The organism is Streptomyces sp. NPDC052043 (genome assembly GCF_044548235.1).
Taxonomy (GTDB): Bacteria; Actinomycetota; Actinomycetes; order Streptomycetales; family Streptomycetaceae; genus Streptomyces.
In genome coordinates this window covers 638991-659153 of sequence record NZ_JBIUBT010000003.1, presented here as the reverse complement: position 1 = coordinate 659153, position 20163 = coordinate 638991, and the positions used below count along the sequence as shown (strand labels likewise).

Below are 20163 nucleotides of genomic sequence, written 5' to 3'. Positions count from 1 at the left end.
GCTGTGCGCATGGGTGCTCCTCGCTCGGTGACGACGTGGTGACGTGCAGTGCAGCAGAGCCGGGAGCGTCAGGGCAATGGATTAACGGTCAACAAAGCCTGCCGCAGCACTCGCCGCCACCCGGACGCGGTCATAGAGTGACGTACACCACTCGGTCGGCGACATTTCGCCCATCCCCCAACCCTGCCCATGCGGTTCCCTGGAGGGAACATGGCCCACATCTCGGTCACGGTGGACGGCACGGTGTACGAGGACGAGGTGGAACCGCGTCTTCTGCTGGTCCACTATCTGCGCGACCGCCTCGGACTGACCGGTACCCCGATCGGCTGCGACACCTCGAACTGCGGAACCTGCACGGTCGAGCTGGACGGCGCGAGCGTCAAGAGCTGCACGGTGCTGGCGGTCCAGGCGGACGGCGGCGTGGTGACCACGGTCCAGGGGCTGGCGAAGGACGGCGAGTGGACGGACCTCCAGCGCGCGTTCCACGAGCGGCACGCGCTCCAGTGCGGCTACTGCACCCCCGGGATGATCATGGCCGCGCGCGATCTGCTCCGGGAGAACCCCCGCCCCGGTCCCGACGAGGTGCGCAAGGCGCTGGAGGGCAACCTGTGCCGGTGCACCGGTTACCAGAACATCGTCCGCGCGGTGCTCGCCGTCGCCGAGGGGAAGGCGGCCTCCGGTGAGCGGACCTCCGCCCAGGAGGTGACGGCATGACCGACCAGGCCGTCGAACGCGAGGTCGGCAGGGCCCGGCTCCGCAAGGAGGACGCCCGGCTGATCACCGGTCAGACCCACTGGACCGACAACATCAGCGTCACCGGACTGCTGCACCTGGCCGTCCTGCGCAGCCCCATGGCCCACGCCCGCATCGAACGGATCGACGTCTCCCCCGCCCTCGAGCGGCCCGGGGTCGTCGCCGCCTTCAGCGGCCGCGACCTCGCCGCGGGACTGGGTTCGCTGCCCTGCGCCTGGCCGGTCACCGAGGACATGGTGCTGCCGGACCATCCGCCGGTCGCGGTCGACGAGGTGCGCCACGCCGGTGACCCGGTGGCGGTCGTGGTGGCCCGCGACCGGTACGCGGCAGCCGACGCGCTCGAGGCGGTCGAGGTCGACTACGAGCCCCTTCCGCCGGTCCTGGACCTGGAGGAGGCGCTCGCCGAGGACGCCCCGCTGGTCCACGCCGAGAAGGGCACCAACCGCGCCTATGTGTGGCCGTTCAGGACCGGCGAGGACTTCGAGGCCGTCAGGCAGCGCGCCGACGTCGTCGTCAAACGCCGCTACCGGCAGCAGCGCCTCATCCCCAACGCCATGGAGCCGCGTGCGGTCGTCGTCACCCCGCTGGCCGCCTCCGGGGAGTTCACGGTGTACTCGGCGACGCAGATCCCGCACATCCTGCGGGTCATGCTCTCGGTGGTCACCGGCGTGCCCGAGCACAAACTGCGGGTGGTCGCGCCCGACGTGGGCGGCGGCTTCGGCTCCAAGCTCCAGGTGTACGGCGAGGAGGCCGTCGCGGTCGAGGTCGCGCGCAGGCTGGGACGGCCGGTGAAGTGGACCGAGTCCCGCTCCGAGGGCTATCTGGCCACCCACCACGGCCGCGGCATGATCCAGGACGTCGAGATCGCCGCGACCCGCGAGGGCCGGCTGCTCGGACTCAAGGTGGACCTGCTCGCCGACATGGGCGCCTACCTGATGCTGGTGACGCCCGGCATCCCGATCCTGGGCGCGTTCATGTACCCGGGGATCTACAAGATGGACGCCTACGAGTTCCACTGCACCGGGGTGTTCACCACCCGCACGCCGACCGACGCCTACCGCGGCGCCGGGCGCCCGGAGGCCACGTACGCCATCGAACGGGCCATGGACGAACTCGCCGCCGAGGTCGGTCTGGACCCGGTCGAGGTGCGGCGCCGCAACTGGATCCGGCACGAGGAGTTCCCGTACACCTCGATCGCCGGCCTGACCTACGACAGCGGCAACTACGAGGCGGCGACCGAGAAGGCGCTCGCCCTGTTCGGGTACGACGACCTGCGCGCCGAGCAGCGCGGGCGCAACGAGCGCGGGGACAGCGTGCGCCTGGGCATCGGCGTGTCGACGTACACGGAGATGTGCGGGCTGGCGCCGAGCCGGGTGCTGCGGGACCTCAGGTACTCGGCCGGCGGCTGGGAGGCGGCGGGCATCCGCATGCTGCCCACCGGCAAGGTCGAGGTGGTCACCGGCACCAGCCCGCACGGGCAAGGGCACGTGACCTGCTGGAGCCAGATCGCCGCGGACGTGCTGGGTGTGCCGTTCGAGGACGTCGAGGTGCTGCACGGCGACACCCTGGCGGCGCCGCAGGGCATGGACACCTACGGCTCGCGCTCGCTGGTCGTGGGCGGTTCGGCGGTGCACAGGGCCGCCGAGAAGGTGGTGGACAAGGCGCGGAGGGTCGCGGCGCACCTGCTGGAGGCCGGCGAGGACGACCTGGAGTTCAAGGGCGGCGTGTTCTCGGTGAAGGGCTCGCCCGAGGCGCGCAGGACCATCCAGGAGGTCGCCTTCGCGACGTTCACCTCGCACGACGTGCCCGACGGCATGGAACCCACCCTCAACTCCGAGTACCTGCTCGACCCGGAGAACTTCTCCTACCCGCACGGCACCCATCTGTGCGCGGTCGAGGTCGACACCGAGACCGGGCAGACCCGTATCCGCTCCTACGTGTGCGTGGACGACGTGGGCCGGGTGGTCAACCCGGCGATCGTCGAGGGGCAGGTGCACGGCGGACTGGCCCAGGGCATCGCGCAGGCGCTGTACGAGGAGGCCGTGTACGACGCGGAGGGCAACCTGGTCTCCGGCACGATGGCCGACTACCTGGTGCCGTCGGCGGCGGACCTGCCCGAGTTCGTGACCGACCGGACCGAGACGCCCGCGGTCTCCAACCCGCTCGGCGTCAAGGGCGTCGGCGAGGCGGGCACCATCGCCTCGACGCCCGCCGTCGTCAACGCGGTCGTGGACGCGCTGCGCCCGCTGGGCGTGCACGACGTGCGGATGCCGTGCACCCCCGAGCGGGTCTGGGAGGCCGTGCGGTCCGCGCGGTCGGCTCGGTCGTCCGCTTCGCCGGGGAAGGAGGCCTCGGCATGATTCCCGCCGCATTCGACTACGCCCGCCCGACCAGCCTCGACGAGGCCGTACGCACCCTCGCCGACGCGGGCGAGGACGCCAAGGTGCTGGCCGGCGGGCAGAGCCTGCTGCCGCTGCTGCGGCTGCGCCTGGCCTTCCCCGAACTCGTCGTCGACATCGGGCGGATCCCCGGGCTGCGCGGGGTCCGCGAGGACGGCGACACGCTCGTCATCGGCGCGCTGACCACGCATCACGACGTCGTCCGCGACTCGCTGGTGCGGCGGCACGCGGGCCTGCTCGCCCAGGCCACCGGGACGGTGGCCGATCCCGCCGTACGGCACCGGGGCACCCTCGGCGGCTCGCTCGCGCACGCCGACCCGGCCGGGGACCTGCCCGCAGTGGCGCTGGCGCTGGACGCCGAACTGGTCGCCGAGGGGCCGGGCGGGCGGCGCGCGATCCCGGCGCGCGAGTTCTTCGCCGACTATCTGCAGACCGCGCTGGCCCCCGACGAACTCCTGGTGGAGGTACGGGTGCCCAAGCGGGAGGGCTGGGGCTTCCACTACGAGAAGTTCCACCGGGTGGCCCAGGCCTGGGCGATCGTCGGCGTGGCCGCCCTGGTGCGGCGCGAGGCCGGGCACATCGCCGAGGCGCGGATCGGCCTGACCAACATGGGCGCGACCCCGCTGCGGGCCGCGGTGGCGGAGGAGGCGCTGGCCGGCGCCGGGGACGCCGACGCGGTGGCGCGGGCCGCCGGGTCGGCGGCCGAGGGCACCCGGCCCTCGCGGGACGCGTCGGCCTCGCCCGAGTACCGGGCGCATCTGGCGCGGGTGCTGACCAAGCGGGCGGTCCTGGCCGCCGCCGGAATGGGGTGAGCGCCGATCACTTCCCTGGACAGCCCCGAGCAGGTGCGCTCCCGCCTGGAGCAGACCGGCTACCTCGTCGACGACGGGCTCGCCGTCGCCTGCTTCCTGGCGCTGCGGCTGCACCGGCCGGTCTTCTGCGAGGGCGACGCGGGCGTCGGCAAGACGGCGCTCGCCTCCGCCCTCGCCGAGGTGCTCGACGCGCCCCTGATCCGGCTCCAGTGCCATGAGGGCATCGACGCCTCCCAGGCGCTGTACGACTGGGACTTCCCCCGTCAGCTGCTGCATCTGCGGGCCGCCGAGGCCGCCGGGGTCAGGGACGCCGAGCGGCTGGAGCACGAGCTGTACGACCGGCGGTTCCTGGTCGCCCGGCCACTGCTGCGAGCCCTGCAGACCCAGCCGTCGGTGCTGCTGGTCGACGAGATCGACCGGGCCGACGACGAGTTCGAGGCGTTCCTGCTGGAGGTGCTGTCGGAGTTCCAGGTGACGATTCCGGAGCTGGGCACGCTGCGGGCCGAGGTGCCGCCGGTGGTCGTGCTGACCTCCAACCGCACCCGCGAGGTGCACGACGCGCTGAAGCGCAGGTGTCTGTACCACTGGTTCGACCATCCCGGCTTCGGCCGCGAACTCGCCATCGTCCGGCGCAGGTTGCCGCAGGTGTCGGCCCGGCTCGCGGAGCAGGTGACCGCGCTGGTGCAGGCGCTGCGCGCCGAGGACCTGCTCAAGCCGCCGGGCGTGGCCGAGACCCTGGACTGGGCACGCGCCCTGGACGCCCTCGGCGCGGACGAGGTGGACGCGGAGCTGGCGGTCGCCACCCTGGGCTCGGTCCTGAAGTACCGCGAGGACACGGACCGGGCCCGCTCCCTGGACTTCGCGGCGGTCCTCGCGGGACGGGGAGCGTGATCGGCGTGACCGGGCGAGGGCAGGGACACCCCGAGGCGCACGGAGGCGGCGGCGCGGAGCGCGGCACGGGCACCGGGGCCGGTGGCCGTGGGCCGGGGGGTGATGCCGCGCTGCTGGGTTTCGCCCGGGCGTTGCGGGCCGCCGGGGTCGCGGCGAGCGCCGAGCGGGTGCACGCCTACCTGCGCGCGGTGGACGCCCTGCGCCCCGAACTGCGGACGGACGTGTACTGGGCGGGCCGGGTGACGCTGTGCGGGGACCGGGACGACCTGGAACGCTACGAGCGGGTGTTCGCCGCGTACTTCGGCACCGACGGGACACCGGCCCGCCCGGCCCGGACCGCTCCCCCGCCCCCGCCGCGGCTGGTGCTGCGCGAGGCGCCCGCCGGGTCGCGCACCGGCCCGCCCGGAGAGGAGCGCCAGGGGCCGCCCACCGCGACGCTCGCCAGCTCCGCCGAGGTGCTGCGCCACCGCGACGTGGCGGAGCTGGACCCCGCGGAACGCGCGCAGGTGCGCCGGCTGCTCGCCGCGTTCGCGCTGCACGGGCAGCCGCGGCGCACCGCGCGGCGACGGCCCGCCCGGCGCGGGGACGTCGACCCGCGCCGCACCGTGCGGGAACTGCTGCGGCGGGGCGGCGAGCCCGCCCCGCCGCGGCGGCACACGCGCGCGAAGCGGCCGCGACGGGTGGTGCTGCTGGTCGACGTCAGCGGATCCATGGGGCCCTACGCCGACGCCCTGCTGCGGTTCGCGCACGCCGCCGCCCGGGGACGGCGCACGGAGGTGTTCACCATCGGCACCCGGCTGACCCGGGTGACCCGGGAGCTGTCGCACCGCGACCCGGACCTGGCCATGGCCGCGGTCGCCGAGGCCGTGCCCGACTGGCGCGGGGGCACCCGCCTGGGCGAGCTGCTGCGGGAGTTCCTCGACCGCTGGGGCCAGCGGGGCATGGCGCGCGGTGCCGTCGTGGTGCTGCTGTCCGACGGGTGGGAGCGCGGCGACCCGCAGTTGCTCGCCGCCCAGATGCGGCGCCTGCACCGGCTCGCGCACCGGGTGGTCTGGTCCAACCCCCGCAAGGCGCGCCCCGGCTACGCGCCGCTGGCCGCGGGGATGGCGGCGGCGCTGCCCAGCGTTGACGACTTCGTCGAGGGTCACAGCCTGGCCGCCCTGGAGCGTCTGGCGGCGGTGGTGCGGGGCGCCGGCCCGGACGCGGCCGGCGGGGTGCCGGGGCCGCGGGAGAGGAGCTGAGCGTGCGGGACATTCTTCCGGTGCTGGAGCGCTGGTACGCGGCGCGGGTGCCGTTCGGCCTCGCCACCGTCGTCACGGTCAGCCGCAGCGCGCCGCGCGAACCCGGTGCGGCGATGGCCGTGGGCCCGGACGACGAGGTGGTGGGGAGCGTGTCCGGCGGATGCGTGGAGGGGGCGGTGTTCGACCTGGCCCAGGAGGTCGCGGCCGGCGGCGAGCCGCGGGTGGCGACGTTCGGCTACAGCGACGAGGACGCCTTCGCGGTGGGGCTCACCTGCGGTGGTGAGATCTCCGTGCTGGTCAGGCAGGTGACCCAGGAGTCCGACCCGGGCTTCGGGGCGCTCGCCGCGTCCGTCGCGGCGGGCGACCCGGTGACCGTGGCGACGGTGGTCGACGGACCGGCCCCGCGCGCGGCGACGCTCACGGTGTGGCCCCGGGCGGTGGCGGGCACGCTGGGCGCGTCCGGCCTCGACGTGGCGGTGACCGCCGACGCCCGCGGCGAACTCGCCCTGGGCGCCACCGGGCTCAGGCACTACGGGGCGCACGGCGAGCGCCGCGAGGACGCCGTCACGGTGTTCCTCCAGTCCTTCGCGCCGCCGCCGCGGATGCTGGTGTTCGGCGCGATCGACTACGCGGCCGCGGTGGCCCGCATCGGCGCCTTCCTCGGCTACCGCGTCACGGTGTGCGACGCCCGTCCGGTGTTCGCCACGCCGAAACGCTTCCCCGAGGGCGTGGAGGTGGTCGTGGACTGGCCGCACCGCTATCTGCACGGCACGGACACCGACGAGCGCACGGTGATCTGCGTCCTGACCCACGACCCGAAGTTCGACGTGCCGCTGCTGGAGGAGGCGCTGCGCCGGCCCGCCGCCTACGTCGGCGCGATGGGCAGCCGCCGTACCCACCACGACCGCCTCGAACGACTGATCGACGCCGGCCTGACGGAGGACGAACTCGCCCGGCTGCGCTCCCCGGTGGGTCTCGACCTCGGCGCCCGCACCCCGGAGGAGGTGGCCGTGTCCGTGGCGGCCGAGATCGTCGCGCTGCGCTGGGGCGGCACTGGTGCGCCCCTGACCGCGACCATCGGAGCCATCCACGCGACCGGCTCCGCCTGAGTACGAGGAGACGTCATGGAGATGCACCACGAGTTCACCGTGCCCGTGCCGGTCGACGACGCCTGGCGGGCGCTCCTGGACATCGAGCGCGTGGCGCCGTGTCTGCCGGGGGCCTCCGTGCAGGAGTACGACGGCAGGACCGTGACCGGTTCGGTCAAGGTCAGGCTGGGGCCGATCATGGTGACGTACAAGGGGACGGCGGTGTTCGAGGAGCAGGACGAGGCGGCGCACCGCATGGTCCTCCTCGCCAACGGCCGGGAGACGCGCGGGCAGGGCACGGCGCGGGCCACCGTCACGGGCACGCTTCAGGAGCGTGACGGCGGCACGGCGGTGTCCGTGCGGACCGATCTGACGGTGACCGGCCGCCCGGCGCAGTTCGGGCGCGGGGTGCTGGCGGAGGTGGGCGACCGGCTGGTGGGGCAGTTCGCCGAGTGTCTTTCGCAGCGCCTCGCACAGACGCCTCCCGGCGCCGCCGAGTCCCCTCCCGGCGCCGCCGAGGGTGCCGCAGGGAGCGCTCCGGCAGAGGTGCGCGAGGAGCCCGCGCGGCACGCGCCCCGGTCCGCGGAGCCGGAGCCGGAGCCGCTCGACCTGCTGCGTACCGCCGGCGTACCGGTCGCCAAGCGTGCCGCCGCGGCGGTCGGCGTGGCCCTGGCAGTGGCGCTGCTGATCGCGGGCGTACGCCGGCTCCGGCGCCCCTGACCGGCCGGCCGCCGGAGCGGACGGTCGCCGGACCGTGTCCGGTGCGCAGGGTGCGCGTGAGCCGCGAGCAGTCCCTCGTTGCCGCTGTGACCTGCTGTTTCGACGTATTTCGGCTTTCAGCCGGGTTTTGCGGATTCGATGGTGTGAGGTGGTGCGGGAAGGGTACGCGCGCCATCAACGGATGAGGCATGCATCGCCTCCGCAGCACATGTGCCGCACATCCCAGTGGGAAGGAGGTCCGTGACAGCGCACACTCGCAGCGCCCGGGCCGCCGCCACGCACACAGCGGCCCGGATCTCGCCGAGAAGTCGGAAACGAGGAAGGGAAGAGTGACCCCGGGGCAGCCCCTGAGTTCAGGGGCTGCCCGCCTGCGTGGTCCCGACGCCGCACGGTCCCGGGGCCTCACGCGGTCCGGCGCGGCAGCCGGTGCAGTTCCACGTCGGTCAGACGCCCGCGGGTGACGGTCGCGGTCATGTAGGTGCAGTAGGGCTGACGGCGGCGGTCGGTCGGTGAGCCCGGGTTGAGCAGGCGCAGGCCGGAGGGCGTGGTGGTGTCCCAGGGGATGTGGCTGTGGCCGAAGACCAGGACGTCGAGGTCGGGGAAGCGGGCGGAGCAGCGGGCCTCACGGCCCTGCGCCGGTCCGGTCTCGTGGACGGCGCCGAGGCGCAGCCCGTCCAGGTCGGCCTCGGCCACCTCGGCCAGCCGGGCGCGCAGTTCGGGACCGTCGTTGTTGCCGTACACGCCGATCAGGCGGCGGCTGCGGCTCTCCAGCAGGTCCAGCGTGTCGGTGTCGACCCAGTCCCCGGCGTGCAGGACGACGTCGGCGTGCGGGAGTTCGGCGAGCAGTCGCGCGGGCAGTTCCTTGGCGCGCTTGGGCAGATGGGTGTCGGACATCAGTAGTAGAGAAACCCCCATAAGGTCAGGCTAGCTCTGTCGGCGGGATCCCTTCACTACCGGCAGCGGCTCGTCGGGCGGCGCCCACACGGGCACGACCTGCACTGATCGGTCGAGGCCGACCTCGACCCGCCGGATCAAAGACGCCAGCATGAGCCGTTTCGACTGCACGCTGATCGTGTCCCACTCGGCGAGCAGACCGGCGACGACTTCGCGGTGCGCCATCGGCGTTGCGGGCGCCTGCGCCGGGTCGGGTAGTGCGTCGAACTCGGTCTGCCGTGCCGTACGGTCGCCGGTCAGCTTGTCCCGCGTCCGCAGGAACGTATCCCGCGGCATGTCGCCGAGGGCGTACGCCTCGGCGGCGCGGTCGAGGGCGCGCGTCAGTTTCTCAATCTCTGCGGTGAGCTGTTTCCGCTTGTGCTCGGTGTCGCCCTGGTCGATGCGCTGCTGCGGCACGACGACCCGGCCGGCGGCGATCGCGTCGATCTCGTCGCGGACGTCGTGCAGCCACTTGTACACCTCGCCCTCGACGTGACTGCGGCGTGCCCGAACGCGGCCGTGTGTGGTGAGCCCGCGCCGGTTGGCGCCGCACACGTAGTACGTGAGGTCGGGCCGTGATCCGTTGTGGGTGACGTTGCACCGTGCCTCGCGTTTGTCCTCGCGGCACACGCCACAGAACACGAGCCCGGACAGCGGATACGTCGGGCTCAGCGATCGGCGCGGCGTACGTGAGCGTTCCTTGCGCCGGTCGCGGAACGCGTCCCACTCGCCGCCGTCGAGGATTCCCTCATGTTCGGCGGGCCGGTAGCACCAATGGTCGGCGTCGAGGCAGCGCTGCGACCGGCGCAGGTTCGGACATGTAATGTCCCGTCGGTGCACGTACAGCAGCCCGGCAGAGAATCCGGCTGTCATGTACGACCTGACGGTTTGGTCCTGCCACGGGTTGCCCCACGCGTTACGCAGCCCTAGATCATTCCACCATGTGGCGAGCGAGTGATAACCCGTCTTACCGGCTGTGTACCGCGTGTAGCTGTCATGGATAACCTCTGCCTGATCCGGCAGCACCTCATACCACTCATCCTGCAGCTTCCATCCGCCCTCGCCGTCGGGCAGGCGTCTCGGGTGCCATCGGTACCCGAACCGCTTCCGCCCGGTCGCGGGCAGCCCCGCGGCGCGGCGCAGCTCGTGCGTCTCGATCCACTGCTCACTGCCCCGGTTGCTCTCGAACGCGGCGACGGCGAACAGCATGTCGCGCGTGAACTCGCCGACGGCGGTCGACGCGTCGACGTCCTCGGTCGCCGAGACGAGCTCGCCGCCGGCGTTTTCGATCCGGGCGAGGTTGATCGCGATGCCGTGCCGGTTGCGGCCGAACCGTGAGAACTTCCACGACCACAGCTCGCGCTCGGGTCGCTCACGGTCCTCGATGATCTCGATCGCGCGCATCACCTTGCGCTTGAAGTTCCTGCCGGTCGCGTCCGGGTCGACGATCCACTCGGCGACGTACCGGTTCCGGCGGGCGGCCGCTTCCTCGACGACGCTCTTCTGAATGTCGATGCTGATCATTTCCTCGCGCCACGTACTGACGCGGGCGTACCCGATGACGGGTTTCAGCTCGACGGCTGTAATGGACGGCTGCGCGGGCACGTAGAGACCTGCGCGTGTCCGACTATTCACGAAACGTTAACCCCCTCTTTTATGCGCTGCCGCCTCGGCGCATTTCGGAGGTGTGGCGGGTGGGCAGTTCTACGATTTGCGCGCCCGCCGTGCGTCCGGGTTCCGATGTCGCGCTAAGCCGGGCAGCTTTCCAGCCCATTTCCGCGTAGCTCTGCCGCTCTTGCTCGGCGAGCGTCGCGACGTTCGTGGTGTGATCGATGACTCTTTGTGCGTTGATGCGGAAACGGGTATCGACGATGCCCGCGAGGCCGATGAGCAGCACCACCCACCCGAACTCGTACGCCTCGTCAACGTCTGTGATGATTCCGTGAACGGCGAGCACGATCCCCACAATCGCGCTCACCGAAAACGCCACCAGCAATCTCCGTCCCCGCATGACTCACCCCTCTGCGACAGCACCCCCCGTCGTGCTGTCACCATCGTCGCCGGCCCGACGCAGGCGTCGGATCATGGTCGTGAACCAGGGTCGGTCATCCTCTGGCACGCCCGCGAGCACGGCAATCTCTTCTGGCGTCAGTTCCTGTCCGGACGATACCCGAGAGTGATCAGTTTCCGAACCGACAGTTAGAAAATCTGTCGACGCCGCCTTGCCCGTTCGAATCAGAAAGTGCTCGATAGGGATTCCGAGATGACGAGAAAGCACAAGCTGTGTCTCATACCCCGGAACCTTCCCGTCAAGCACACGCGAAATTGTGGCGAGCCCGAGGCCGGTCTCGCGGACGAGCCGCGCCCGGCCGCCGCCGCGCTCTGATGTGACGTCGTACCCACGGTCGGTCAACTCGCCCTTGAGCCAGGTCAGCCATGCCGGCTCGCCTGGCGGCGCGGTCGGGCTGCCGTGCCCGAGCCCTTCAGTCTGATCTTGATCATCTCGTCTCCGCATGGCCGCAGGCTACCGCTGATGGATGATCGGCATGTCGACATTCCACCGATGGAAGCACAGCGCAAGGTTCGTACAGGGCAACCTTTCGGCGTTCCTGCAGTCCGTGACCCATCATCGAACACGCGTCCGAATACCGCAATCAATCTCGCGATCTCGCAGCTTCCTTCCATCGATGGAACTTCCATCGACGGAAGGAACTGCCGTGTCCGTGATCAAACTGAGGGTGGCCGCGTTCCTCGACCTCGCCCGGTCGAGGGGGCACCACACCTTCGAGCAGCAAGCGATAGCGACCGGCGTCGGCATCGCCACGATTCACCGACTGCGCCGCGGGCAGCCGGCGAGCTCGACCGCCGTCGCCGCGATCTGCAGCGCGTACGGAGTTGAGTTCGCCGACGTGTTCGTGATCGGCGAGGTGCAGGCGCAGCCGCAGAACAAGGCGGTCGCCGCATGAGCGCCGCCGAGACGCCGTCGCTGATACGAGCCCGCGCCGTCCGCGCCGCCGCCGACGCCCTCGTCGACGCGGTCGCCGAACGCGCCGGCCGCAGCCCGCGCGAGGCAGCCGAGGCGGCGTTCTACCCCGGTCACCCGCTCGGATCGGTCGATGCGATCGAGGCGGAGATCGCCCGCCGTCGCGCCCCCGACGAGCACGGGCAGCGCGCGGCGTAGTCCGCACACGCCAAAGGGGCCGTCCCGCAACGGCCAAGCAGCGGAACGACCCCGGGGCGCGCGCCCCACCAATCCCAGCTAGGAAGAAAGCGAGGCGACGCCGTGAGCGTCAAGCCTATCCCCCTACACCAACGCCGCCGGCCGCTCGCCGAGCAGCCGGTCGCCGAGCAGCAGCTCGTCGCGGTCGACGCGGCGATCGCCTACCTGATGTTGCCGACCGCGCGGCCGCCGATCGTCCGTGACGACGCCGTGCATGTCGTCGTCGCCGGCGGCGAGCAGTTCGCCGCGTGGGTGTGGGCACTCGGCGGCGACGTGAACCGCGCGCCCGCCCTCGACGGGGCGTCGCTGTGGACGCTGCGCACCGAGACGCCCGCCCGCGCCGACGGCTCGACCGTCGCGATCCGCGTGCATGTCGCGCTCGTGCACGACGAGTTCGTGCCGACCGAGTTCCGCGGGTCGGTGTCGGCATGACGAACCCGAACATCGAGCGCGCCGCCCGCGTCGTCGCCGCGGCGATCGTGCACGGCACGTCGGGCGATCCCGCCCTCGACGTCGCGCAGGCACTCGACGACGCGCGGCTGCTCGTGCCCGCCGACCCGTTCGCCGCGCCCGGCCGCAGCCGGCACACGGCGAGCCCGGCCGCCCTCGCCGCCCTCGCCGAGTGCCGCAGGGCGAAGCAAGTCGCCGACACCGCGCGCGCTCAGACCGACGGCATGCCGGGCAGGCCCAACGTGTCCGCGGCCGGCGGCGAGGTGCAGTTCGTCGTGCACCCGACCTCGCTCGCCGACTGGCGGCAGTGGATGCACGCGCTCGGCGTCGGCGACGCCCGCGGCACCTCGACCGGGGTGTCGATGATCGTCCGCTGCACGGTCGGCGGTGTCCGCGCTCGCCTCGTCGGGGTCGGTGTGCCCGCCATGTACGGCGAGCTGCACGGCCGCCTCGACCGCAGGGCGGGGGTGCGGCCGTGATCGATCCGAACCTCACCGTCGCTGCCGTTCTGCTGCTCGCCGCGTTCGCGATCTTCCTTGCGCTTAGGGGTTCCCGATGACTGACACACACCTGACAGAGGTTCCCGTCGCCGGGAACCTGCGGATCGGCGTCGAGGCGCTGCCGACCGGCATCGCGCTCGACCTCGAAGGGTTCGCGCAGCTCGTCGCGCACACCGTCGTCGAGCGGCTGATCAACGATGACGACCTCGGCGAGCGGTTCGACGCGCTGCGCGACGAGCAGCAGCCGAGCGACCCGTACGCGACCGCCCGGTCGCTGCCGTTCGAGGAACTCGTCGACGAGCTCGTCGCCGAGGCGGGCACAAAGGTCGCGGTCTACGGGCTGCGGCGCTGCCTGCAGCTCGCGAGCCGGATCACGTCGACGGCGGTCGACGCGCTGTGCGCCCCGGTCGTCGCCGAGCCGGCGCTCGAGGGGAGGGCGGCCGCGTGAAGGAGACGTATCGCGACGAGTGGCGCGTGATGGTCACTCTCAAGCCTCGCCGCCCCGCCGACCTCGGGCTTACCGGTCTCGACGAGCTCGCCGAGTTCATTGCACCGCCCGGTCCGATCACGATCGCCGTGCTGCCGCGCCGCCTCGGCAAGCTGTCGGCCGGCATGTCGGTGCCCGACGACATGGTGAGTCGAGACGTCGACGGCGCGTACCGGCAGCGCTGCGACGAGATCGCCGCCGAGCTGCGGCACCGCCCGCAGGTCGACGAGGTCACCGTGACGTGCACCGAGACGCACACGTGCTCGCACTGCCGCTGCGGGTGGGAGACGCTCACCGCCGCCGAGGCGGCCGACCCGGCGAACCGGCAGGACGAGCACAGCATCGAGGGTGAGCCCGTCTGCTGTAACTGGGCGATCGACGAGTTCCGCGCCGAGCGCGGTATCCCTCGGCTCGACGACGGCGTCGTCGCCTACCGCAACCCTGACCGCTCCGGCGTGCTGCTGTGCCGCGAGCACGGCTACGCGTGGGCCGGTCTGGTCCCGCTCAAGTCCGACGATCTGCCCGACGGCGGTCTGTGCACGTACGGCGACCCGGCCGACGCGAGCACTCAGTGCGGCCGCGACGTGCTGATCACCGAGGCGGGTGAGTCGGCATGAGCGCCCTCGACGACGCCCGCCGCACGGCGGCCGAGTTGCTGCGTACGACGACCGGTAGCGACCGGCCCAAGTGGCGCACGACGTACACCGAGTACGGGGTGCACGACGAGCCGAACGCGATCGCGCCCGTCTGCACCGACGAGGATCACATCGCATCCGAGGACCCGACGGCGTTCGGCTGCTGCCCCGAACCCGTGATCGACGTCGGGCCGGAACTCGCCGGGTACCTCGTCGAGCTGCTCAACGCCGACCGCGAGGCGGGTGAGCCCGCATGAGCGCCCGCGACGAGGCACTCGCCGCGTTCATGCGGGCGGGGTACGGCTCAGACGGCGCTATCCGGCTCGCCGACCGCATCGAGGCGGAAGCGCTCGACAGGATCACCGCGCAGCGCCCGGTGAACACGACGCTGCAGCGGGCTCGCGAGGCGGTCGCCGCGCTGTTCGAGGCCGAGACTGGCGAGCGCCGCCCGGCGTGGCGGGTCATCTACACCGACAGTGAGTCGCCGACCGGCGTCGCCCCGATCTGCACCGCCGAGGGCGTCGACGACGAGCACCACGTGATCGACGACCACCCGAGCGGACCGCGGCGCGACGACGAGGGTGTTTACGACTGCTGTCCGTGGCCGCAGTTCGAGACCGACTCGCCGGTCGTCGCCGCGTACCTGGTCGAGCTGCTCAACGCCGAGCCCGAAGAGAAGGACACCCGCGGCGGATCGCCGCATCAGGGCGAGTCCACTCGTCGGCCGACGCAGGCGGGCGGCGCGCGATGACCGACCCGAAGTGGGCACGGGACACCGAGCGGGGGCGGTACTACACCGACCCCGCCGGGGGTCCCGACCTGATCAGCGTCACGAACGTACTCGGCACCGCCGTGCACAAGCCTGCGCTTGTGCCGTGGGGCGCCGGGCTCGTCGCCGACGCCGTGATCGCCGACCCGATCGTTACTGCCCGCCGGGCACGGACCGAGCCGACCGCGCTGCGGAAGGAACTCGTCGCCACGCCGCGGCAGTACACCGAGCGGGCGCAGAGCCTCGGCACCCGCGTGCACCTGCGGGCGGTCGCCCTCGTGCTGAATACCCCGCACCCGTACGACCCCGAGGTCGAGCCGTACGCCGTGCAGCTCGCCGCTTTCTACCGGCTGTGGCGGGTCGACTTCGACCGCGACGTCGAGTCGGTCGAGACGACCGTGATGCACCGCCACTACGGCTACGCCGGCACGGGCGACGTGTGGCTGTGGCTGCCGACCGGCAGGTACCGGCGGCGGCAGTTGTGGCTCGTCGACTACAAGACGAGCGCGAAGAAACCGGCCGACACGGTGTACGACGAGCAGCCGCTGCAGCTCGCCGCGCTGCGGCACGCGCCCGAGTGGCTGCTGCCCGACGACACGTCCGAGCCGGCGCCGCGGGTGCACCGTACGGCGCTGCTCAACCTGCGGCCGCGGTCGCACCGGTTCATCGAAGTCCCCAGCGGGCGCGAGCAGTTCCGCGCGTTCCTCGGTGCCGTGCGCACCGCCCGCTATCTGCACTCCGCACCCGCCGCGTACCCGACGGTCGTACCGCCGTGGGCGCCGGGCGCTTCCGAACGAAAGGCAGCGTGACCCATGGGATCGCGCATCATGACCATGAAGCGGCAGGCGGCCGAGCTCGGCCGGATCCGCACCGGCTCGAGCCGTCCGCATACCGACCCGAATCGCCGGCCGGTCCCGGTCAAGAGCAAGACGTTCATTCTGACGTCGCACTCACGCGACTACATCGCGGCCGCGGCCGATCTGTACGGCGGCCGGGTCGAGCAGTGGACGCCGCAAGGGCAGTCCGTCGCGCAGTGGCGAGTGATCACCGAGGCGACCGAGCTGCGGGCGATCCTGCCCGCAGGCGATCCGCTGTCGCAGTCGTACGAGATGTGGTCGGGTGGCGGCTGCTCGCGGCGCTGCGACGGCGAGTTCGAGAGGATCAAGCGAGAGCCGTGCATCTGCCTCGCGCGGTACGGCGAGGACTGGCACGAGCGCAAGGCCGACGAGGTGTGCCGCCCGACCTCGCGTATCGGCGTGTTCCTGCCCGACCTGCCCGACCTCGGCGTGTGGCGGCTCGAAACGAAGTCGTATTACGCGGCCGACGCGCTCGCCGGCGGGCTCGACACCGTGCTGCAGGCGACCGAGGGGCGCGGGCTCATGCCCGTGCGCATGTGGATCGAGCAGCGCACGGCGGTCCGCAACGGCAAGACGAAGCAGTTTCAGGTCGTCATGGTGGTGCCGTCGCTGCCGAAATTGCGGCACGCACTGTCGGGGCCGATCTCGACGGCGGCCGCCCTCGACCCGAGCAGCCTCGACCGGCCGGCGATCGCCGCGGCGCCCGCCGAGGCGGTCGACTACCGGCAGTTGGCGCGGGAATGCCGCAACGCGCATGACGTGATCAAGGTGTGGCACCGGGCGCGGGCCGAGGGGCACGCCGGCGACATTGAGCTGCGCGACGACCTGCAGGCGATCGCCGCGGACATCGAGCGGGGCGTCGACCCGCGCACGGGCGAGCTCGGCGACCAGGGCGACGACGGCGAGCACGACGGCGACGAGGCCGGTCCGGACGACGAGGGCGTGTACGACGTCGAGGTCGTCGGCGAGGGCGGCGACGAGCCGCCGGCCGCGAACCCGTCGGCGGTGTCGTGGCCGGCGGCCGCGCAGCCCGGAACGGGGGCGCGCTCATGAGTTGGCACCTCGGCCGACTGGCCGCGTTCGATCTGGAGACGACCGGCGTCGACGTCGAGGTCGACCGGATCGTGACTGCTGCCCTGCACGCCCTCGGCGGCGGCGAGGCGGGCGAGTCGCACGAGTGGCTCGCCGACCCGCGGATCGAGATTCCGGCCGAGGCGACCGCCGTGCACGGGATCACGACCGAGCGGGCGCGCATGGATGGCGACCCGGCCGACATGGTCGCCGATCAGGTCGCCGCGTTCCTGGCGGTGCAGGTGCGCGACGGCGTTCCGGTCGTCGGGCACAACGCGCCGTATGACCTCACGCTGCTCGACCGCGAGCTGCGCCGGTACAAGCTGCCGACGCTCGCCGAGCGGATCGGCGACCGGCCGCTGCACGTGATCGACACGCGCGTACTCGATCAGCACGCCGTGCCGTACCGGAAACGCGTGAGCGAGACGCAGGGGGCGCGGCAGCTCATCACCCTCGCGCAGTTCTACGGGCTGGAGTGGGACGACGAGGCGGCGCACGGCTGCTCGTACGACGCGCTGATCGCCGCCCGCGTCGCACACCGGATCGGAACGCTCGCCCACACGCGGCGCCGTGACTGGCCCGAGCGGGTGCTCGCCGAACGCCGGCTGCGCTTCAACGCGTTCCGCGATCTCACGCTCGCCGAGCTGCACGCCCTGCAGATCGACCTCGCCGCCGAGCAAGCGGCCGGACTGCAAAAGCACTTCCACAAGACCGACCCGAACGCCGTCGTCGACGGCGCGTGGCCGCTGCGCCCGTGGGTCGAGCCGACCACCGAGGGGGCACCCGCATGACCGACGACCTGTTCGCGCACGCCCGGCTCGTCGACTTCACCGAGCACCCGCTCGTGTTGCTCGTCGACACCGAGGGGAACGCCGAGCTGCACGGCGAGAACACGATCTGCCCGATCCGCACGGCCGCGCTGCTGCGCGTCATCGCGAACGACCTGATCGCCTCGCACCCGCTCGGCCGCTGCGCGCCGTCGACCGAGGCGCCGATCTGGTCGCGGCCGCCCGAGGCGCTGCACCCGGAGGCGGGCACCCTCGACCGGGCGCGGAAGCTGTGGACGGACGGCACCGGGCACGTGTGGGACCTGTCGGTGCCGTGGGGCGACGCGTACGGCGACACGTGGCGGTGGCACGGCACCCTCGAAAGCGAGTCGGGCGTTCCGATCCTGCGCTGTGACCAGTGGAAGGGCGAGCACCCGCTCGACGTGCTGCGCGCCGGCCGTGGCCCGATCGCCCCGGTGCTGGGGGGTGCGGCGTGAGCGAGATTCCCGGACTGATCGCGGCCGGCGACCTGCCGATCGACGACCGTGCCGCCGCCCCGACCGAGCTGCAGGTGATCGGGCTCGATCTGTCGATCACCTCGACCGGCGTCGCCCGCATCGACGGCTCGACGTTCCGGATCCGGACCCGGCAAAAGGACGGACCGCGCCGACTCACGGTCATTCGCGACGTGTTGGCGGTCGAGGTCGCCGAGCAGCGGCCGCACCTCGCCGTGATCGAAGACCTGCCGATGACCACGGGGCGCATGAGCATCGCGAACCTGAAGACGATCGCCAGTCTGCACGGCGTCGTGCAGGCGGCGCTCGTCGACGCCGACGTGCCGTGGGCGTACGTGACCCCCAAGACGCTGAAGAAGTACGCGACCGACAACGGCAGCGCCTCGAAACAGGACATGACCGCGGCCGCGTTCCTCGCGGACGGCGCCACGTTCGACGACGACGAGGGCGCCGACCAGGTCGACGCATGGTGGCTGCGCGCTGCCGCGTACGACTGGCTCGGGCTGCCGCTGTTCACCATGCCGCAGGCGCAGCGCGACGCACTGAGCAAGGCGGATTGGCCGGACGCGTACGCGCAGCGGTACGCACTGGGGGTCGCGGCATGAGCTCACGAAGCGCGAAGCGGCAACCGCTCGGCGACATGTTCCCCGGCATGCCCGACACCCTCGACAAGCGCCCGCCGAAGGCGGCCGACGACGAGGCATGGAAGGCGCGCACCCTCGACGAGGCGATCGAGCGCACGCACGAGGTCCTGCAGCGCGTCATCACCGAGTTCAGCACGGGTGACGCGACGAGCACTGTTACGAAGGGGCGGCACAAGGGGTCTGTTCGCAACTACGGGCCGCGCGAGACCGCTGGTAAGTACGTCCTGTACTCGGGCGGGAACGACTCGGTGATCACGGCGCGGGTGTGCCGTCCGTACGTCGACGGCATGGTGCACGTGAACACCGGCACCGCGATCCGGCAGACGACCGAGCACGTGCGCGACGTCGCCGCGGCGTGGGGACTGCCGCTGCACGAGCTGCGGCCGAAGGTTCGTTACCTCGACCTGGTGCTCGGCAAGGTGCTGTCGACCCGCGGTGAGAACAAGGGACGGCCGGTCTGGCGAGGGTTCCCCGGTCCGGGCGGCGACTCGCACAACGTGTTCTATCAGCGCCTCAAGGGCGAGCCGCTCGAGCGGTTCCGGGCGCAGCAAGTCGGCCGCGACGGCGTGCGACGCAAGGTGCTGTACATCACCGGTACCCGGTGGGACGAGACCGATCGGCGGTTCCGCAACGCCGGCGAGGTCACTGTCGACGGCGGCGCGGTGTGGGTGTCTCCCCTCATTCACTGGACGAACGCCCACATGCAGGAGTACCGCGCGAGGTACCGCTGCAGCGCCGACCACGAGCACGCACCGCACCACATGTGCACCCCCGATGCGCTGCCGTTGAACGAGGTCACGGCGCATCTGCACATGAGCGGCGACTGCACGTGCGGCTGCTACGCGAAGCCCGACGAGCTCGACGAGATCGGCATGTTCTACCCAGAGAAAGCCGACGAGATCCGCGAAATGCAGCGCGTCGTCGAGGCGGCCGGCGAGCCATGGTGCAAGTGGGGCGTACGCCCCAAGGGCACCGAGCGGGCGCCCAAGGGTGAGCGCAAGGTGACGCCGTGGCTTTGCGCGGGCTGCCCGGCACCCCTCGAAGGGCAGACCGACATTCTCGACGACTGGCGCGACCGCGGGCTGCTCACCGACGCGCAGTACGCGACGTTCACGCGGACAACGGACGCGGCGTGAACGGGATCGGGCCGACGATCGGCAACCCGCGCCCCGGATGCGGGCTGCGGGTCCGCCTCGACAGCAACAAGGCGAAGAGCCTCGCCTCGGGCGACTACATGTGCCCGTGCGGGCACGCCGAGGACGCGACCGGACACGCCGAGGTCGAGGCGCTCGCGATCCGGTACGGCCGCCACCGACGCGACGACTGCCCGATTCCCGAGATCCGAGCCGCGGGCGCACGCGAGTACGCCGCCCTGCAGCAGTCCCTTACGAAACGACGGAGGAAGTAACCC

26 protein-coding genes are annotated in these 20163 nt (G+C 72.0%); 22 read left to right on the top strand and 4 right to left on the bottom strand.

Going from position 1 to position 20163, the window contains the following annotated elements:
• Positions 1-210 precede the first annotated feature (210 nt).
• From ACIHCX_RS10990 to ACIHCX_RS10960, 7 genes are read left to right on the top strand one after another with little or no spacing between them, the layout of a single operon-like run.
• Positions 211-714 (top strand): (2Fe-2S)-binding protein, encoded by a 504-nt coding sequence (locus ACIHCX_RS10990; protein WP_400028602.1) that lies wholly within the window; start codon positions 211-213, stop codon positions 712-714.
• A complete protein-coding gene (locus ACIHCX_RS10985; RefSeq protein ID WP_400028601.1) occupies positions 711-3113 on the top strand; it encodes a xanthine dehydrogenase family protein molybdopterin-binding subunit in 2403 nt (800 codons plus the stop codon). The genes ACIHCX_RS10990 and ACIHCX_RS10985 overlap by 4 nt, the downstream gene beginning before the upstream one ends.
• Complete coding sequence (locus ACIHCX_RS10980; RefSeq protein ID WP_400028600.1) at positions 3110-3964, top strand: FAD binding domain-containing protein; 855 nt, start codon at positions 3110-3112, stop codon at positions 3962-3964. Before ACIHCX_RS10985 ends, ACIHCX_RS10980 begins: the two co-directional genes overlap by 4 nt.
• Positions 3965-3970: 6 nt before the next feature.
• Positions 3971-4855, top strand: a complete 885-nt coding sequence (locus ACIHCX_RS10975) for an AAA family ATPase (RefSeq protein ID WP_400028684.1) — start codon at positions 3971-3973, stop codon at positions 4853-4855.
• Positions 4855-6096 (top strand): VWA domain-containing protein, encoded by a 1242-nt coding sequence (locus ACIHCX_RS10970; RefSeq protein WP_400028683.1) that lies wholly within the window; start codon positions 4855-4857, stop codon positions 6094-6096. The genes ACIHCX_RS10975 and ACIHCX_RS10970 overlap by 1 nt, the downstream gene beginning before the upstream one ends.
• A 2-nt stretch (positions 6097-6098) precedes the next feature.
• Complete coding sequence (locus ACIHCX_RS10965) at positions 6099-7205, top strand: XdhC family protein (RefSeq protein WP_400028599.1); 1107 nt, start codon at positions 6099-6101, stop codon at positions 7203-7205.
• 15 nt (positions 7206-7220) lie between these two features.
• The gene (locus ACIHCX_RS10960; protein WP_400028598.1) at positions 7221-7904 is read left to right on the top strand and encodes an SRPBCC family protein; all 684 of its coding nucleotides are present in this window, start codon (positions 7221-7223) and stop codon (positions 7902-7904) included.
• Between the two features lie 402 nt (positions 7905-8306).
• Here the strand turns inward: ACIHCX_RS10960 and ACIHCX_RS10955 are convergent, their stop codons facing one another.
• The 4 genes from ACIHCX_RS10955 to ACIHCX_RS10940 are packed head-to-tail and all read right to left on the bottom strand — an operon-like array spanning position 8307 to position 11352.
• Positions 8307-8798: a metallophosphoesterase family protein gene (locus ACIHCX_RS10955; RefSeq protein ID WP_400028597.1), complete on the bottom strand. Its 492-nt coding sequence runs from the start codon at positions 8796-8798 to the stop codon at positions 8307-8309.
• A 30-nt stretch (positions 8799-8828) separates the two neighbouring features.
• Positions 8829-10442, bottom strand: a complete 1614-nt coding sequence (locus ACIHCX_RS10950; RefSeq protein WP_400028596.1) for a recombinase family protein — start codon at positions 10440-10442, stop codon at positions 8829-8831.
• Positions 10443-10491: 49 nt separating this feature from the next.
• The gene (locus ACIHCX_RS10945) at positions 10492-10827 is read right to left on the bottom strand and encodes a hypothetical protein (RefSeq protein WP_400028595.1); all 336 of its coding nucleotides are present in this window, start codon (positions 10825-10827) and stop codon (positions 10492-10494) included.
• Between the two features lie 24 nt (positions 10828-10851).
• Positions 10852-11352, bottom strand: coding sequence for a hypothetical protein (locus ACIHCX_RS10940; protein ID WP_400028594.1), 501 nt, complete (start codon positions 11350-11352; stop codon positions 10852-10854).
• A 202-nt stretch (positions 11353-11554) separates the two neighbouring features.
• Here ACIHCX_RS10940 and ACIHCX_RS10935 point away from each other — a divergent pair, with 202 nt between their 5' ends.
• From ACIHCX_RS10935 to ACIHCX_RS10865, 15 genes are all read left to right on the top strand, one after another.
• Entirely contained in the window at positions 11555-11803 is a 249-nt protein-coding gene (locus tag ACIHCX_RS10935; RefSeq protein ID WP_400028593.1) for a hypothetical protein, read from the top strand.
• Positions 11800-12018, top strand: a complete 219-nt coding sequence (locus tag ACIHCX_RS10930; RefSeq protein ID WP_400028592.1) for a hypothetical protein — start codon at positions 11800-11802, stop codon at positions 12016-12018. Before ACIHCX_RS10935 ends, ACIHCX_RS10930 begins: the two co-directional genes overlap by 4 nt.
• 102 nt (positions 12019-12120) lie before the next feature.
• Complete coding sequence (locus ACIHCX_RS10925; RefSeq protein ID WP_400028591.1) at positions 12121-12489, top strand: hypothetical protein; 369 nt, start codon at positions 12121-12123, stop codon at positions 12487-12489.
• Complete coding sequence (locus ACIHCX_RS10920) at positions 12486-12986, top strand: hypothetical protein (RefSeq protein WP_400028590.1); 501 nt, start codon at positions 12486-12488, stop codon at positions 12984-12986. Before ACIHCX_RS10925 ends, ACIHCX_RS10920 begins: the two co-directional genes overlap by 4 nt.
• Positions 12987-13062: 76 nt before the next feature.
• A complete protein-coding gene (locus ACIHCX_RS10915; RefSeq protein ID WP_400028589.1) occupies positions 13063-13455 on the top strand; it encodes a hypothetical protein in 393 nt (130 codons plus the stop codon).
• A complete protein-coding gene (locus ACIHCX_RS10910) occupies positions 13452-14111 on the top strand; it encodes a hypothetical protein (protein WP_400028588.1) in 660 nt (219 codons plus the stop codon). Before ACIHCX_RS10915 ends, ACIHCX_RS10910 begins: the two co-directional genes overlap by 4 nt.
• The gene (locus tag ACIHCX_RS10905) at positions 14108-14386 is read left to right on the top strand and encodes a hypothetical protein (protein WP_400028587.1); all 279 of its coding nucleotides are present in this window, start codon (positions 14108-14110) and stop codon (positions 14384-14386) included. Before ACIHCX_RS10910 ends, ACIHCX_RS10905 begins: the two co-directional genes overlap by 4 nt.
• Positions 14383-14880, top strand: coding sequence for a hypothetical protein (locus ACIHCX_RS10900; RefSeq protein WP_400028586.1), 498 nt, complete (start codon positions 14383-14385; stop codon positions 14878-14880). The genes ACIHCX_RS10905 and ACIHCX_RS10900 overlap by 4 nt, the downstream gene beginning before the upstream one ends.
• Complete coding sequence (locus ACIHCX_RS10895; RefSeq protein ID WP_400028585.1) at positions 14877-15707, top strand: hypothetical protein; 831 nt, start codon at positions 14877-14879, stop codon at positions 15705-15707. Before ACIHCX_RS10900 ends, ACIHCX_RS10895 begins: the two co-directional genes overlap by 4 nt.
• A gap of 3 nt (positions 15708-15710) precedes the next feature.
• Entirely contained in the window at positions 15711-16808 is a 1098-nt protein-coding gene (locus ACIHCX_RS10890) for a hypothetical protein (RefSeq protein WP_400028584.1), read from the top strand.
• Positions 16805-17617: an exonuclease domain-containing protein gene (locus tag ACIHCX_RS10885; protein WP_400028583.1), complete on the top strand. Its 813-nt coding sequence runs from the start codon at positions 16805-16807 to the stop codon at positions 17615-17617. Before ACIHCX_RS10890 ends, ACIHCX_RS10885 begins: the two co-directional genes overlap by 4 nt.
• On the top strand, positions 17614-18090 hold the full coding sequence (locus tag ACIHCX_RS10880; RefSeq protein ID WP_400028582.1) for a phiSA1p31-related protein: 477 nt from the start codon (positions 17614-17616) through the stop codon (positions 18088-18090). The genes ACIHCX_RS10885 and ACIHCX_RS10880 overlap by 4 nt, the downstream gene beginning before the upstream one ends.
• Positions 18087-18713 (top strand): crossover junction endodeoxyribonuclease RuvC, encoded by a 627-nt coding sequence (locus ACIHCX_RS10875; RefSeq protein WP_400028581.1) that lies wholly within the window; start codon positions 18087-18089, stop codon positions 18711-18713. The genes ACIHCX_RS10880 and ACIHCX_RS10875 overlap by 4 nt, the downstream gene beginning before the upstream one ends.
• Positions 18710-19888, top strand: a complete 1179-nt coding sequence (locus tag ACIHCX_RS10870) for a phosphoadenosine phosphosulfate reductase family protein (RefSeq protein WP_400028580.1) — start codon at positions 18710-18712, stop codon at positions 19886-19888. Before ACIHCX_RS10875 ends, ACIHCX_RS10870 begins: the two co-directional genes overlap by 4 nt.
• Complete coding sequence (locus tag ACIHCX_RS10865) at positions 19885-20160, top strand: hypothetical protein (protein ID WP_400028579.1); 276 nt, start codon at positions 19885-19887, stop codon at positions 20158-20160. Before ACIHCX_RS10870 ends, ACIHCX_RS10865 begins: the two co-directional genes overlap by 4 nt.
• Positions 20161-20163: the final 3 nt, after the last annotated feature.